Source organism: Streptantibioticus cattleyicolor NRRL 8057 = DSM 46488 (genome assembly GCF_000240165.1).
In the GTDB taxonomy this organism is placed as follows: domain Bacteria; phylum Actinomycetota; class Actinomycetes; order Streptomycetales; family Streptomycetaceae; genus Streptantibioticus; species Streptantibioticus cattleyicolor.
Genome location: NC_017586.1, coordinates 919,172 through 932,993 on the forward strand (window position 1 = coordinate 919,172; position 13,822 = coordinate 932,993).

Consider the following 13,822-nt stretch of genomic DNA (forward strand, 5'->3'; position numbering starts at 1 on the left):
GCCGCGCTCAGCCGAGCGTCTTGACCAGCAGCTCGAACTCCAGGCCCGGGCGCTGCGGCAGCCCGAAGCGCTCGTCGCCGTAGGGGAACGGGGTGGTCCGGCCGGTGCGCCGGTAGCCGCGCCGCTCGTACCAGGCGATCAGCTCGTCGCGGACCGAGATCACGGTCATCTGCATCTCGGTGACGCCCCACTCCTCACCCGCGACGCGCTCGGCCTCGGCGAGGACCCGCCTGCCGAGGCCGCCGCCCTGCCGGGTCGGGGCGACCGCGAACATCCCGAAGTAGGCGTGGCCGTCCCGCCGTTCGAGCTGGCAGCAGGCGACCAGCTCGCCGTCCTGCTCCACGGCGACGACGCGGCTGCCGTCCTCGCCTATCGCCGCGGCCACGCCCTCGGGGTCGGTGCGCTGCCCGTGGAGGAGGTCGGCCTCGGTGGTCCACCCGGCCCGGCTGGCGTCCCCGCGGTAGGCCGACTCGACGAGGGCGACGAGGGCCGGCACGTCGGTGGCGGTCGCGGTGCGGAAGACGAGCGTGGGGACGGACATGCGGCGGGGATCCTCTCGGTGGCGCGGGTGGCGGACACCGGCAGGGTAACGCGGCGCGTATCGTCCGGCCCATGGTGAACGTACTCAGCAGCCGCGTCCTGCTGCGCCCCACCGACCTGGCACGTTCCCGGGCCTTCTACCGCGACGATCTGGGCCTCGCGATCTACCGGGAGTTCGGGCCGCACGAGGAGCGCGGCACCGTCTTCTTCCTCGGCGGCGGCTTCCTGGAGGTCTCCGGCCACTCCCCCACGCCGCCCGCCCCCGGCCTCGAACTGTGGCTCCAGGTGCCGGACCTCGCCGCCGCCCACGCCCGGCTCACCGAGCGCGGGGTGCCGGTGGTGCGCGAGCCGCGCCGGGAGCCGTGGGGGCTGCTGGAGATGTGGATCAGCGACCCCGACGGCGTGCGGATCGTCCTGGTCGAGGTGCCGGACGACCATCCGATCCGTTACCGTCCGTGATCTCGGACATGCGGTGCCCTCCGCGCCGACGTAGCCTGAAGCCATGGACTTCAGCGTCACCGCCGAGGAGGAGGCGCTCGTCTTCCGGCTGGCCGAACTCCTGGACGCCGACACCCGGCCCCGGGAGGCGGAGCTCATGGACGAGCTGGGCCCCGACATCGCGGAGCAACTCGACGACCTCGACGGGAAGGGATGGGTCGTCGTCCAGCACGCGCTGACCGGCGACCGCATGGTCGTCGACCTGACGTCACCGGCCTGGCAGGCGGTCCGGAACCGCCGCGACGCCGGCCGTTAGCGAACGCGGGGCGTCCGGTCCGCCGCCCGGGCGGGGCCGCCCGTCCCGCGCGGATCGGGCCCCGGCCGCGACGGGACCGCGTCCGCGGCGGACCGCCGGGCCTCCGGCGTCCCGGTCTCCCGCGGCGTGGACACCGTCGGGTGGGGCGTGACGCTGCCGATCGGGGCGAGGGGCTGCGGGGCACGGCGGCCATCGGGCGCGGAGAGGCCGACGGCCACGGTGACCGCGGTGGCCACGACGGCGAGCGCGCCGGCCGCGGAGAGCGCCGCGCGGCGGCGGCGGATGCGCCGGCCGCCGACGACGGCCGCGTCGACGACTCCGGGCAGCGCGGGCTCCGGCCGCGCGCGCAGGATCTCCTCGAAGGCGGCGTGCACGGCGGCCTCGTCGGGGTCGTGGCGTTCGTCCATACCCGGCCTCACCTCCCGGTCCGTTCGCCCGCCAGGCGTTCGACGATCTCGCGCAGCCGGGCGAGCCCGCGGGCGCTCTGGCTCTTGACCGTGCCCGGGGTCACCTGGAGCGCCTGCGCGGTCTGCTCGACCGTCCGGTTCTCCCAGAACCGCAGTACGAGCACGGCCCGGTAGCGGGGCGGCAGCTTCAGCAGGGCCTCGTGCATCATCAGTCGCAACTCCGGGGTGGCCGACACGGTAGCGGGCAGATCGGGTGGCTCGCCCACCGGCTCCTCCCGCCAGCCCCCCCTTGCGCCGCTGGTCGATGAAGGTGCGGGTGAGGATGGTGTGCGCGTAGGCGTCCACGTTGCCGTCGCGGCTGACCCGTCCCCAGGCCGCGTAGAGCTTCATCAACGCGGTCTGGGTCAGGTCCTGCGCCTGGTGCCAGTCCCCGCACAGCAGGTAGGCGCTGCGTCGGAGCTGTGCCTGCCGTGCCTCGGCGAATTCCCGGAACTGCCGCTCCCGGACCGCTTCCCTCACTTCCGACCAACCCTCCGCTCGCGCGCCTCCCCGCGCAGATACATACGGAGGGCGGGCCCCGCGGGGTTGCACGGCGCGGCACGGAGATTTTTCCCGCCGCGCCGTGCAACCCCGGCCGTGCCCGTTTCCGTACGTCTCTCACACCAGGGCAACCGCCCGTGACGCGGCGGCCCGTGATCCGAGACAGAGGAAGAGCGTTGTCGAAGCACCGCAAGATCACCCAGAACCGCCGCATGATGTACAGCCTGGCCGCCGGAGCGGCGCTGGTCGCCGCGGGTACCGGCGGCGTCGCCAGCGCCGCGACCCCCACCCCGGTGCCGGCCCACCAGGCCCACGCGGCCACCCCGGTCCCGGTCCCGGCGCACCACGCCGACGCCGCGACCCCGGTGCCGGTCCACCGTGCCGAGGCCGCGACCTCGGTGCACCACACCGAGCCGGCGGCCCACGCTCGCCACGCCCACGTGGAGAACGCCGCCCACCCCATCTCCGAACTGAGCGCCGCTGAGCGGGCGAACGCGGTGGGCTGATCCACCGAGGCGCACACCGGGGCGTGCGCCGCCTCCGTCGCGGCGTCAGCCGTGGAACGGCCCTCGGGCCACGCCGCCGTGGCGTGGCCCGAGGGCGGGGCGGCTCACGCCTCGGTGCCGTTGAGCGCCCGCACGCACGCCTCGGCCTCCTCCTCGCTGCCGAAGAAGGCGGCGCGGGCGCGACCGTCACCGGTGTCGATGTTGGCCAGGTGGCCGTCGGTGCCGACGACGTACCAACCGCGCTTGTCGCAGTGGCGGGCCTCGTACTCCAGGTAGCGCCGTCGGCTCATTTCGGCTCCAGTCGTCCGCAGTTGAAGCACTGCCACATGGAGCCGTTGAGCTGCATCGGCTGCCCGCAGGCGGGACAGGGCATGGCTTCTCCTCCCGGTCGTCACCAGGGTGACACGAACCGGTTACCCACGGTGGCGGAACGTTCTGTTCCGGCCGGGGGTCACCCGGTGGTGGAGGCGGCCGGGATGATGCGTTCGATGTGGTAGTCGAGGGTGGCCATGACGTCCTCCATCGTCCGGCGCCCCTGGACGACGTCCATGCCCAGGCCGACGACGCCGGAGACAAGGATGTCGGCCTCGCGCCCGGCGTCGAGGCGGCCGGGGGCGTCGCCGGCGCGCTGGGCGTCGCGGATCACCCCGGCGACGAACTCCTCCAGTTCGCCGGGTTCGCCGAGGAAGACCTCGGCCAGCTCCGGGTCCTCCACGGATCTGACGAAGTAGGCGAGGTGCACCAGGAGGGCGGTGCGCCGCTCCTCGTCCAGCGGGAGCATCTCCTCCAGCACCGCGCGCAGGATCTCCCGCGGCGTCGGCGTCCGCGCGTCGCCCAGCAGCCGCCTGCGGGCCCGCTCGCCGCTGACCTCGTGCAGATGGCGCAGGGCGAAGAGCAGCATCTGCTGCTTGGCCGTGAAGTAGTACTGCACCAGGCGCATCGAGAACCCGGCCTCCGCGGCGACCTGCCGCAACGTGACCGATTCCAGTCCGCTGCGCGCCGCGATCCGCCACACCGCCTCGGCGATCTGACGTCGCCGTTCCTCATGATCGACCAGTTTGGGCACCCGCCAAGCCTTCCATGCCGCCACCAGGGGACCGTGCGGGAAGGGTCCCGTTCGGGTTATGGTGCGATCGCATCATAAAAACGCGGGCGAGCCGCGTCGACCTACGGGGAGGACGACCATGACGGACGACGGGACCGGGAAGAAGGGGTCGGGGACGGGGAAGAAGGCGGGCGCCGTCGAGGTCGTCGGCTGGGTGGTGACGGTCCAGGGGTTCGGCTCCGCGCTCACCGAGGCGGTCTGGCACCACAGCTTCGGCGTGACCGGCCTCATCTCCCATGTGTGGCGCACCCCTTGGTGGGCCGGGCTGCTGGTGGGATGCGTGGGCGTGGCGCTGGTGGTGGCGGGCCGGAGGCGGACGGCCTGAGGCGGGCGGCGGGGGGACGGTGCCGTGCGGGCGGGCGTCGGCGCGCGGAGGTGCGGGGCGCGGGGCCGGCGGGGTGCGGCGGTCGAGGGCGCGGGCGGTTCGCGCGTGCGCCGCTCGTACACCCGTGCGCCAGCGTGCGCCCCGAACGGGGCGGGAAGGTCCCTTCCGGGTGCGGCGGGTGCCGTACGGGGAGGCGACATGCACGGACCGCTGCTCGTCAGCTGGCTGGTGGTGGCGATCGGGGCGGCCACCGGCGCGTTCTGCCTGCTGCGTCCGGCGTCGCGGCCCGGGTGTGCCGTACGCGCCGAGGGGCTGATGGGTCTCGGCATGGGGGTCATGGCCGTCCCCGGCTCGGTGCTCGACCAACGCCCGTGGGGGCCGCCGGTGCTGGCGGTGGCGTTCGGGGCGGCCGGGCTCCACGCGCTCGCGGTGGCCCGGCGCGCCCCGAGCCACCTGCACCACGTCGTCGGCGCCGGCGCCATGGTCTACATGGCCCTGGCGATGGCCGGCGCCCCGCACCCCATGACCGGCCCGATGGCGGGCATGACCCACGGTATGGCCGGGGTGCCGTGGCTCACCGCGCTGCTCCTCGGCTACTTCGCCGGCTACGCGATATGGACCGGCCTGCGCATCCTGCCCCCCGTGGCCCCCGTCCCGGCCACCGTCACCGGCCCGCCCCTGCTGCGCACCCCCGGGCTGGCGACGGCGTGCCGGACGTCGATGGCGCTGGCGATGGTCGCGATGTTGCTGACGATGTAGGGCCGCCGGGCGGGCCCACGTGGTGTGCGTCACCTTCGCACGGGGGGCGTACCCATCGGTAGCCGGGGCGCCTAGTCTGAGCGCCATGACGGTCCCGTTGGTGCTGCTCCTGATCGGCGCGCTGACCGCGGCGACGGCGCCCCGTCTGTTGTCCCGGGCGACGTGGCCGGACCGGGAGCCGGTACTGGCGTTGTGGGTGTGGCAATGCGTGGTCGCCGCCGTCCTGTTGTGCTGTGCGCTGGCGATGGCGTTGTGCGCCTCGGCGGCGTGGACCGCGGTGCGCTGGCATCTGTTCGCGCCGGCCCCGCGTGGTGTGGTGGAGGCCTACGCGCTGACCGCCTACGGTCCGTGGGCCAAGGTGGTGGCCGCGGTGCTGTTCGGCGGCGGTGCCTGGACGGTGGCGATGCTCACCCGCGAGGTGCGGGCCGCCCGGGCCGAACGCCGGCGGCGGCGTGGCGAACTGCGCGGCCGGGCGCCGCTGCTCCCCGGTGAGGGCGGGCACGCCGAGTCCGGGCACCGGCTGGTGATCCTGGAGGGCGAGCGCCCCGACGCGTGGTGGCTGCCGGGTCCGCGGCCCCGGCTGGTGGTCACCACGGCGGCGCTGCGCCGGTTGGACGGGCGGCAGTTGGACGCCCTGCTGGCGCACGAGCAGGGGCACGCCCGGGCCCGGCACGACTGGCTGCGGCACTGCGCCCACGCGCTGGCGGCCGGCTTCCCGCAGGTGCCGGTCTTCGCCGGGTTCGCGGGCCAGGTGCACCGGCTGGTGGAGCTGGCGGCCGACGACGCCGCCTCCCGCCGCTTCGGCCGGCTGACCACCGCGCTCGCCCTCGTCGGCCTCAACGAGGACCGCGGGGTCTTCGGCCCGTGCCCGACCGCGCTGGCCCAACTGCCGGGCCGCGTCGACCGGTTGCTGGACCCTGCGCCCCGGCTGCCCCGGGCGCACCGGATCCGGGTGTCGGCGCTGGCGCTGCTGCTTCCGGCGGTGCCGCTGCTGGTGACCGTCTCGCCGGCGTTGCGCGCGTTGTCGTAGGTGACGGTGGTCCGGCCGGCCGCCTGCCGTAAGCTCGGCGGCCATGCCGACCGACGTCCCCGTATCCGGCCCCGGCCCGGACCGCGCCGCCCGGGCGCGTTGTCTGCGCTGGACGGCCGGGCTCGCCGCGCTCTTCGCCGTACTCCTGGTCACCGTGGTCACCGTGGGCGGGCGCACCGTCCCGTTGCCGCCCGACGCCACCGTGGATTCCGCGCTGCACACCGCCGCCCTCGGGCATCCGGGGTGGACCCGGCTCGCCCTCGTCCTCACCGACTGGGTGTGGGGGCCGACCACGATGCGGGCGCTGACCGTGGTCGCCGCCGGCGTGTGCTGGCTGACCGGGCGGCGCCGCCAGGCGTACTGGGCGGTGACCGCGGCGGTGCTCGGCTGGACGGTGGAGACCGCGGTCAAGGCGGCGGTGGACCGGGCCCGGCCGCACTGGCCGCACCCGGTCGACACGGCCACCGGCGCCGCCTTCCCCTCCGGTCACGCGCTGGCCGCCACCACCGCGTGCCTGACGTTGTCGTGGCTGCTGCGTCTGTCGGGGCGGCGCGGGCGATGGTGGGCGCTCGCCGTGGTGGTGGGCGCCGGATCCGTGGCCGGCGTCGGCGTCACCCGGGTCTACCTGGGCGTGCACTGGCCCTCCGACGTGATCGGCGGCTGGCTGGCCGGGGCCGCCGTGGTCACCGCGACCGCGGCGTTCTGCGCACCCTGGCGGCGCGACGGCACACCGCACGGCCGCTGACCATCCCCCGGCCGGGGACGGGTCAGCGCACCGCCGTCCGCTCGTTCACCGTTTCCGGCGAATTCGGGAGAACGTACAGGCGCGGCCTCCACCCTGGGGCGTACCCTGCCGGTGCGATGACCGACTTTGCTGACGAGGCCCGCTCACGCGCCGCCCATCTGCTGCGGATGGCCAACACCACGGACGAGCGGATCCGCACGCAGATCATCGACTACGTGGACAGCACCCCGGAGCCTCCCCCGATGGGCCCGTACGGGATCGAGACCACCGGTTGTCCGCGCTGCCGGCGCACCATGTGGCGTCAGCAGGACCCGCGTGGGCCGCTGTGGGTCTGCGCCTCCTGCGGGTGTGTCACCGCTGAGCCGCAGGCGGCGGGCGATGCGGGCTCCGACGGCACCGCGCCGCCGTCCGCGCTGCGCCACGACGTTCCGGTGGCCGGCGGCCACGGCTGACCGCGCGGTGACCGTGGCGCACGGCCACGGCTCGTGGACCATGGAGTCATGTCTGACACCTTCACCACCCGCGTCGTAGAGATCACCACCGGTTCCGCCGAGACCGTGCACGACCTCACCGGTGCCTGCGCGGCCTTCCTGGACGAGGCGGCGGCCGGCCGGGACGGGCTGCTCAACGTCTTCGTGCCGCACGCGACCGCGGGTGTCGCGCTGATCGAGACCGGGGCGGGCAGCGATGACGATCTGCTGCGCCTGCTGCGGGAGTTGATCCCCGCCGACGACCGCTGGCGGCACCGGCACGGCAGCCGCGGCCACGGCCGGGACCACGTGCTGCCCGCCTTCGTCGCCCCGCACGCGACGTTGCCGGTGACCGGCGGCCGGCTCGCGCTGGGCACCTGGCAGTCGGTGGTGCTGGTGGACACCAACCGGGACAACCCGCGCCGCTCGGTCCGGCTGTCGTTCCTGGGGTGATCCGCGGGCGCTTCAGTGGTCGAAACCCACGTGCACGTGGTCGTGGTGGGTGTCGTCGGTGAAGAACTGGCCGGGCGTCGCCCCGCCGGACAGCGCCACCGGGCCGCCCACGTTGTAGGAGCCGGCGGCGGCAGCGTCCCGCATGAAGGCGGCGATCAGTGACCTGGGGGTGGCCGGGTCGACCACCGGGTGGCCGTCGACGCGCCAGACGTCGAAGGCCCGGCCACGGGGGTGGTCGCTGGGCCGGTCGGTGCCGAAGACGTGGAGCGGATGGCCGGAGCGCACCACGCTGACGTCGATCCGGTAGCGCCGGGCCAGGGTCAGCATGGCCGCGAGGACGCTGCCGTGCACGGTGCCGGCCCGGATGTCGTCGGCGGCGGCCGGGGGCAGCGCGATACGGGGTTCGGCGAGCACCCGCCGGGCGGCTTCGGGCAGCGTGGCGGCCGGGGGGCCGGGCCGGGCCGGACGCAGCTCGGTGACGGTCCAGCGTGGCTGCCCGGCCCGCAGCCGGACGTCCACCGTGGTGCCGCCGGCGGTGACGGATCCGGCGCCGGAGCGGGTCCACTGGCGGCAGACGACGAGCACGCTGGCGGAGTCGGCGAGGACGCCGCCGTACTGCGCGGTGACCACCTGGAGCGCGGCGGCGTCGGCCTCGGGGGCGAGCGGTCCGGCCTGGCCGGCGAGGGCGGCGGGCAGGCCGAGCGCGGCGACCCTGGCCCGGGCGTGCGCGGCCCCGGCGCCGCCGGGCGGCCAGGCGCCGAGGGCCTCGACGACCTGCACGGCACGGAGTTTGACGGCGGGGCGCACGTCGGAGGGGGACGGCCGCCAGGGCGTGGTGGGCGGCAGCGCGGACGGCGTCGGGGCGCCCGGGTGCCGGACCGGACCGGTGCCGCCGGAACAGCCGGTGAGCGCGGCGGCGGTGGCCCCGGCCGCGCCGAGCAGCAGGGCGCGGCGGCTCGCCGGGCCGGACCGGGCGGCGGCCGAGGGATGTTGACGGGCCATCCGGTCTCCTCGGGTTCCGCGTGGTCGGGAGGGCGGTCTGCTCCGGCCAGTGTGCCCGCGCCGGGTCGTGGCGTCCCGCCCGGCGGGCCGCGCGGGTGAGGTTGCCCGGGGTGATGCCGATCGGGCGGAGGGCGCGCGATGTCCCGGGGCGCGCGGAACCGTACCGGTCACCGGCGGCGTCCCGAGGAATACGGCCGGGTGGAAAGCGGCGGAGGAGCACCGGCCGGACCATGTCACGGCCCGGTGCTCTCGGGCATGATGGTCTCGTGCCGCGACGGTGGACGGTCTTCCCGCCGCATCACGGCGGGCCGTCGGCGAACCGGCGGCACGCGAGGCGGTTGGGGGGGACGATGGCCACACGACGGACGATGTCCTGGACGGCCGGAGGGCACGACGGGGGGTGGCGGGGCGCGGGTCGGCGCGACCGCCCCGGTGGCGGGGCCGGTACCTGGCCGCGTTACCGGGCGATCCCCCGCGTCGCCCGGTACGCAGCCGGGCCTCGTGACCCCCGCTGCTCCGGGGCCCGAGGCACGACGCTGAGTATATTGGCTCTGAGCCAGTCAACGCCGGAGTTACAGCATGTCCCCGCGAAGCCCAGCGGTCAATGAAGAATTGCGGCGCCGTTCCCGGGAACGGCTGCTCCAGGCGACGCTGGAACTGGTCGACGAACGCGGCTACGAGGCCACCACCTTGGCCGACATCGCCGACCGCGCCGGCACCGCCCGCGGTCTGGTCTCGTACTACTTCCCCGGCAAGCGTCCGCTGGTCCAGTCGGCGGTGCACCGGCTGATGCATCTGACGCTGGCCGCCGCGCTGGAACGGGAGCCGCGCAGCGAGGACGCGGACGAGCGGATGGCCCGCGCGGTCGACGCGATCCTCGGGCTGACGGCCAGTCACGCCACCGTGATGCGGACCCACATGGCCTCCATCCTCCAGCACGAGGGCTTCATCCAGTGCCCCGAGCAGCAGAAGCTGGCGGCCCTGCTCCAGGACACGGTGGCCCGGCGCGGCCCGAGCGACCCGGCGGCCGAATACCGGCTGCTGCGCGCGCTGTTGATGGGCGCGGTGGTGGCGCTGCTGCTGCCCGGCGCCCCGATGCCGCTGGCCAGCCTGCGTGCCGAACTGTTCCAGCGGTACGGCCTCGACTGGAAGCTGGGCGTCCCCCCGGAGGGCGACCCGCCCCGGCCGTGGCGTCCGGTGCCGTACGAGGTACGGGCCCCGGACGCGGACGACTGCGGCGAGCTGGGCCCGCCCGCCCGGCGCCGGGGCGGTGGCGTACCGGGCCCGGCCGAGACTCCGTAGCCCGGGGAGCGCGCGGCTCCGCCGTGAGCGCGGGGTGCGCCGTGGTGCGCCGGGGTACGGCGGACACGCGCCGGGGACGACCCCTGCGGCTCTCCCGTCCCGGTCCTCCCGGTGCCATGCTGGGGTCACCGGCGGACTTTCCGGACCAACCGCCGGAAAGGAGCCGGCCGTGCTGCGAGTCGCCGTTGTCGGATCCGGGCCCAGCGGGGTCTACACCGCCGATTCCCTGCTGCGTTCCACGTCCGTGCCGGATGTCGCGGTGGACGTGCTCGACCGGCTGCCGTGCCCGTACGGGCTGGTGCGGTACGGCGTGGCCCCCGACCACGAGAAGATCAAGTCGTTGCAGGGCGCGCTACGCCGGGTGCTGGAGGAGCCCTCGGTGCGGTTCGTCGGCAACGTGGCGGTGGGGCTGGACGCGCCGGGGCCGGCCCCGGCCGACCTGCTGCGCCTCTACCACGCGGTGGTCTACTGCGTCGGCGCCGCCACCGACCGGCAACTGGGCGTCCCCGGTGAGGAGTTGGCGGGCAGCTTCCCGGCCACCCGTTTCGTCTCCTGGTACAGCGCGCACCCCGACGCGCCGCACGAGAGGTTCCCGTTGGACACCGATGCCGCGGTGGTGGTGGGGGTGGGCAACGTGGCGGTCGACGTGACGCGGATGCTGGCGCGCGGCGCGGCCGAGCTGCGCCGTACCGACGTGCCGGAGGCGGCGCTGCGGGCGCTGGCCGGAAGCCGGATCCGGGACGTGTACATGGTGGGCCGGCGCGGTCCGTCGCAGGCCAAGTTCACCACCAAGGAACTGCGTGAGCTGGGGCTGCTGCCGGACACCGAGGTGGTGGTCGACCCCGAGGAGCTGGCGCTGGACCCGTACGTGTCGGGGCGGGCCGATCCGGCGGCGCTCTCCGCGACGGCCCGGCGCAACCTGGAGGTGCTGCGGGGGTGGGCCGACCGCGCTCCGGCCGACCACGCTGTGGCCGGTGACCGGGGCCGTCGCATCCATCTGCGCTTCTACCTGCGCCCCGAGGAGATCACCGGGGCCGGCGGCCGGGTGACCGGGGTCCGCTTCGAGCGCACCGTGCCGGACGGGGACGGCGGCGTGCGCGGCACCGGACGCACCGAGTGGTTCGGGGCCGGGCTGGTGCTGCGTTCGGTGGGGTACCGCGGGGCTCCGCCGGCCGGGCTGCCGTTCGACGCCGAGCGGGGGGTGGTGCCCAACGAGGGCGGCCGGGTGCTGCGGGACGGCCGGCGCTCCCCGGGCGAGTACGTCGCGGGGTGGATCAAACGCGGCCCGACCGGCGTGATCGGCAGCAACCGTCCGTGCGCCAAGGAGACGGTGGCCGCGCTGCTGGCCGACGCCGACGAGCTGCGCGGACGTCCGCTGCCCGGTGATCCGCTGGCGGGGCTGCGGGCGCTGGGGGCCTCCCCGGTGGGGTGGCCGGGGTGGCAGGCGATCGAGGCCGCCGAGCGCGAACTCGGCCGGCGGCTGGAGCGCGGCCCGGTGAAGATCCCCGACTGGCCGGGGCTGCTGGCCGCGGCCAAGGTGGGGTGACCGGCGCCGGTCAGCGCGTACCGGCGGCGGCCGGCGACGCCTGCCGTTCGGCCGCGGCCAGCACCGCGTCGAGCAGCCCGGGGAAGAGCGCCTCCAGATCGTCCCGGCGCAGCCCGTTCATCTTGGCGGTGCCCCGGTAGCACTGGCAGATCACCCCGGCCTCGCGCAGCACCCGGAAGTGGTGCGTGGAGGTCGACTTGCTCACCGTCAACTCCACCTCGGAGCAGGCCATTTCGGCCTCGGCGGCGGCCAGCGCGCGCACCACGCGCAGCCGCATCGGGTCCGACAGCGCGTGCAGCACCGCCTCCAGGCGGATCTCGTCGCGGCCGGGGTGGGGCAGGGTCCGGCCGGCCGGGGGCGGGGAAGACGGCATGTCCCCATGGTAGCGGCTGGTACGAGGAGCGTCGTAGTTTGACAGTTGCCGTAGTACGAGAGTTATCGTCGTACGCCTCGGCGATCGTCCGCCGGCCCCGCAACGAGGAGAACGCGTCATCGTGAGCACCCTGTTCGAGCCGTACACCCTGCGATCCGTGACCGTGCGCAACCGGGTCTGGATGGCACCGATGTGCCAGTACTCCGCGGCGCCGGAGGGCCCCGGCCAGGGCGTGCCCACCGACTGGCACTTCCAGCACCTGGCCTCCCGGGCGGCCGGCGGCGCGGGGCTCATCCTCACCGAGGCCACCGCGGTGAGCCCGGAAGGCCGCATCAGCCCCTACGACCTGGGCCTGTGGAACGACGCCCAGACCGAGGCGTTCCGCCGGATCACCGGCTTCCTCAAGGCACAGGGCGCCACCCCCGGCATCCAGCTCGCCCACGCCGGGCGCAAGGCCTCGACCGAGCGCACCTGGGTCGACCGCGGCGCCCCGATCGCCCCCGGCCAGGGGTACGGCTGGACCCCGGTCGCGCCGAGCCCGCTGCCGTTCACCGAGGGCCACCCCACGCCGCGGGAGCTGACCGTGGCGGAGATCGCGCGCCTCACCGAGCAGTTCGCCGAGGCGGCCCGGCGGGCGCTGGCGGCCGGGTTCGAGGTGGTCGAGATCCACGGCGCCCACGGCTACCTGATCAACGAGTTCCTCTCCCCGTACACCAACCGCCGCACCGACGAGTACGGCGGCTCGTACGAGAACCGCACGCGCTTCCCGCTCCAGGTGGTCGACGCGGTCCGCGCGGTGTGGCCGGAGGAACTGCCGCTGTTCTTCCGCATCTCCGCCACCGACTGGCTCACCGAGAACCCCGAGGACGAGCGGGACGGCTGGACCGGCGACGACACCGTGCGCTTCGCCGGTGACCTGCGGGCCCGTGGCGTCGATCTGCTGGACGTCTCCACCGGCGGCAACGCCCCGAACGCCGCCATCACGGTCGCCCCGGGCTACCAGGTGCCGTTCGCCACCCGGGTGAGGAACGAGACCGGGCTGCCGGTGGCCACCGTCGGCCTGATCACCGAGCCCGGCCAGGCCGACAAGATCGTCGCCAACGGCGAGGCCGACGCGGTGCTCCTCGGCCGTGAACTGCTGCGCGACCCTTACTGGCCGCAGCGTGCCGCCGCCGCCCTCGGCGCCCCGCTCCCGGTGCCGGACCCCTACCACCGGGCGCACTGACCGGCGCGGCGGCGGGGAGGCCCGGTGGGCCAGTAGAGTGACCCACCGTGGCTGGACGACCCTTGAACGAGATCGTCGAGGCGGACTGGGCCGAGGCGCTCGCGCCGGTGGCGGACCGGATCGCCGCGATGGGCGACTTCCTGCGCGCCGAGATCGCCGCGGGACGCACGTATCTGCCCGCCGGACAGCATGTGCTGCGCGCCTTCCAGCAGCCGTTCAAACAGGTGCGGGTGCTCATCGTCGGGCAGGATCCGTATCCGACGCCGGGTCACGCGGTGGGGCTGAGCTTCTCGGTCGCCCCGGACGTGCGGCCGCTGCCGGGCAGCCTGGTGAACATCTTCCGGGAATACCAGCAGGACCTGGGCCATCCGCCGCCGTCCAACGGGGATCTGACGCCGTGGACCCGCAACGGTGTGCTGCTGCTCAACAGGGCGCTGACCACCGCCCCGCGCCGCCCCGCCGCCCACCGCGGCAAGGGCTGGGAGGAGGTCACCGAGCAGGCGATCCGGGCGCTGGTGGCCCGTGGTACGCCGCTGGTGTCGATCCTGTGGGGGCGGGACGCGCGCAATCTGCGCCCGCTGCTCGGCCAGTTGCCGGCCATCGAGTCGGCGCACCCGTCGCCGATGTCCGCCGACCGCGGCTTCTTCGGCTCGCGGCCGTTCAGCCGGGCCAACGAACTGCTGGTCCGCCAGGGTGCCGAGCCGGTGGACTGGCGCCTGCCGTGACGACGCCGGGAAGGT

General features: G+C 75.1%; 19 protein-coding genes and 1 pseudogene. 13 read left to right on the top strand and 7 right to left on the bottom strand.

Annotation, left to right across the window (positions count from 1 at the left end; translation table 11 throughout):
- Nucleotides 1–7: 7 nt before the first annotated feature.
- A complete protein-coding gene (locus SCATT_RS03745; protein WP_014141598.1) occupies nucleotides 8–541 on the bottom strand; it encodes a GNAT family N-acetyltransferase in 534 nt (177 codons plus the stop codon).
- Between the two features lie 71 nt (nucleotides 542–612).
- On the opposite strand from SCATT_RS03745, the gene SCATT_RS03750 reads away from it, so the two are divergent.
- Together SCATT_RS03750 and SCATT_RS03755 are read left to right on the top strand one after the other, a co-directional pair.
- Nucleotides 613–999, top strand: coding sequence for a VOC family protein (locus SCATT_RS03750; RefSeq protein ID WP_014141599.1), 387 nt, complete (start codon nucleotides 613–615; stop codon nucleotides 997–999).
- Between the two features lie 43 nt (nucleotides 1,000–1,042).
- Nucleotides 1,043–1,294, top strand: a complete 252-nt coding sequence (locus tag SCATT_RS03755; RefSeq protein WP_014141600.1) for a hypothetical protein — start codon at nucleotides 1,043–1,045, stop codon at nucleotides 1,292–1,294.
- On the opposite strand, the gene SCATT_RS35970 is transcribed toward SCATT_RS03755, so the two are convergent.
- Together SCATT_RS35970 and SCATT_RS35975 are read right to left on the bottom strand one after the other, a co-directional pair.
- On the bottom strand, nucleotides 1,291–1,701 hold the full coding sequence (locus SCATT_RS35970) for a hypothetical protein (RefSeq protein WP_078590614.1): 411 nt from the start codon (nucleotides 1,699–1,701) through the stop codon (nucleotides 1,291–1,293). The genes SCATT_RS03755 and SCATT_RS35970 overlap by 4 nt on opposite strands.
- Before the next feature lie 8 nt (nucleotides 1,702–1,709).
- Nucleotides 1,710–2,220, bottom strand: a pseudogene (locus SCATT_RS35975) (SigE family RNA polymerase sigma factor).
- A gap of 197 nt (nucleotides 2,221–2,417) precedes the next feature.
- On the opposite strand from SCATT_RS35975, the gene SCATT_RS03765 reads away from it, so the two are divergent.
- A complete protein-coding gene (locus SCATT_RS03765) occupies nucleotides 2,418–2,747 on the top strand; it encodes a hypothetical protein (RefSeq protein ID WP_014141603.1) in 330 nt (109 codons plus the stop codon).
- Nucleotides 2,748–2,851: 104 nt separating this feature from the next.
- Here SCATT_RS03765 and SCATT_RS03770 read toward each other — a convergent pair whose 3' ends face one another.
- Both SCATT_RS03770 and SCATT_RS03775 read right to left on the bottom strand, forming a co-directional pair.
- Nucleotides 2,852–3,037, bottom strand: coding sequence for a hypothetical protein (locus SCATT_RS03770; protein ID WP_014141605.1), 186 nt, complete (start codon nucleotides 3,035–3,037; stop codon nucleotides 2,852–2,854).
- A gap of 161 nt (nucleotides 3,038–3,198) precedes the next feature.
- Nucleotides 3,199–3,837: a TetR/AcrR family transcriptional regulator gene (locus tag SCATT_RS03775; protein WP_231905038.1), complete on the bottom strand. Its 639-nt coding sequence runs from the start codon at nucleotides 3,835–3,837 to the stop codon at nucleotides 3,199–3,201.
- A gap of 94 nt (nucleotides 3,838–3,931) precedes the next feature.
- Here SCATT_RS03775 and SCATT_RS03780 point away from each other — a divergent pair, with 94 nt between their 5' ends.
- The 6 genes from SCATT_RS03780 (at nucleotide 3,932) to SCATT_RS03805 (ending at nucleotide 7,634) form a co-directional block, all read left to right on the top strand.
- Nucleotides 3,932–4,177, top strand: a complete 246-nt coding sequence (locus SCATT_RS03780) for a hypothetical protein (protein WP_014141607.1) — start codon at nucleotides 3,932–3,934, stop codon at nucleotides 4,175–4,177.
- Between the two features lie 198 nt (nucleotides 4,178–4,375).
- The gene (locus tag SCATT_RS03785; RefSeq protein WP_014141608.1) at nucleotides 4,376–4,936 is read left to right on the top strand and encodes a DUF5134 domain-containing protein; all 561 of its coding nucleotides are present in this window, start codon (nucleotides 4,376–4,378) and stop codon (nucleotides 4,934–4,936) included.
- Nucleotides 4,937–5,021: 85 nt separating this feature from the next.
- Nucleotides 5,022–5,966 carry a M56 family metallopeptidase gene (locus tag SCATT_RS03790; RefSeq protein ID WP_014141609.1) on the top strand — a complete coding sequence of 315 codons (945 nt, stop codon included), beginning with the start codon at nucleotides 5,022–5,024 and terminating at the stop codon, nucleotides 5,964–5,966.
- A 43-nt stretch (nucleotides 5,967–6,009) separates the two neighbouring features.
- Complete coding sequence (locus SCATT_RS03795; protein ID WP_014141610.1) at nucleotides 6,010–6,711, top strand: phosphatase PAP2 family protein; 702 nt, start codon at nucleotides 6,010–6,012, stop codon at nucleotides 6,709–6,711.
- Nucleotides 6,712–6,827: 116 nt separating this feature from the next.
- Entirely contained in the window at nucleotides 6,828–7,163 is a 336-nt protein-coding gene (locus tag SCATT_RS03800; protein WP_014141611.1) for a hypothetical protein, read from the top strand.
- 48 nt (nucleotides 7,164–7,211) lie between these two features.
- Nucleotides 7,212–7,634 carry a secondary thiamine-phosphate synthase enzyme YjbQ gene (locus tag SCATT_RS03805; protein ID WP_014141612.1) on the top strand — a complete coding sequence of 141 codons (423 nt, stop codon included), beginning with the start codon at nucleotides 7,212–7,214 and terminating at the stop codon, nucleotides 7,632–7,634.
- A gap of 12 nt (nucleotides 7,635–7,646) precedes the next feature.
- Here SCATT_RS03805 and SCATT_RS03810 read toward each other — a convergent pair whose 3' ends face one another.
- Nucleotides 7,647–8,636, bottom strand: coding sequence for a hypothetical protein (locus tag SCATT_RS03810; protein WP_014141613.1), 990 nt, complete (start codon nucleotides 8,634–8,636; stop codon nucleotides 7,647–7,649).
- Between the two features lie 579 nt (nucleotides 8,637–9,215).
- Between SCATT_RS03810 and SCATT_RS03815 the strand changes: the two genes are divergently transcribed.
- Both SCATT_RS03815 and SCATT_RS03820 read left to right on the top strand, forming a co-directional pair.
- The gene (locus tag SCATT_RS03815) at nucleotides 9,216–9,938 is read left to right on the top strand and encodes a TetR/AcrR family transcriptional regulator (RefSeq protein WP_231905039.1); all 723 of its coding nucleotides are present in this window, start codon (nucleotides 9,216–9,218) and stop codon (nucleotides 9,936–9,938) included.
- A gap of 169 nt (nucleotides 9,939–10,107) precedes the next feature.
- Nucleotides 10,108–11,484 carry a ferredoxin--NADP reductase domain-containing protein gene (locus SCATT_RS03820; RefSeq protein WP_014141615.1) on the top strand — a complete coding sequence of 459 codons (1,377 nt, stop codon included), beginning with the start codon at nucleotides 10,108–10,110 and terminating at the stop codon, nucleotides 11,482–11,484.
- A gap of 10 nt (nucleotides 11,485–11,494) precedes the next feature.
- Here the strand turns inward: SCATT_RS03820 and SCATT_RS03825 are convergent, their stop codons facing one another.
- On the bottom strand, nucleotides 11,495–11,857 hold the full coding sequence (locus tag SCATT_RS03825; protein ID WP_014141616.1) for an ArsR/SmtB family transcription factor: 363 nt from the start codon (nucleotides 11,855–11,857) through the stop codon (nucleotides 11,495–11,497).
- Between the two features lie 121 nt (nucleotides 11,858–11,978).
- Between SCATT_RS03825 and SCATT_RS03830 the strand changes: the two genes are divergently transcribed.
- Both SCATT_RS03830 and SCATT_RS03835 read left to right on the top strand, forming a co-directional pair.
- Entirely contained in the window at nucleotides 11,979–13,082 is a 1,104-nt protein-coding gene (locus SCATT_RS03830; protein WP_014141617.1) for an NADH:flavin oxidoreductase/NADH oxidase, read from the top strand.
- 47 nt (nucleotides 13,083–13,129) lie between these two features.
- Nucleotides 13,130–13,807, top strand: coding sequence for a uracil-DNA glycosylase (locus SCATT_RS03835; RefSeq protein ID WP_014627456.1), 678 nt, complete (start codon nucleotides 13,130–13,132; stop codon nucleotides 13,805–13,807).
- The last annotated feature ends 15 nt before the right edge of the window (nucleotides 13,808–13,822 follow it).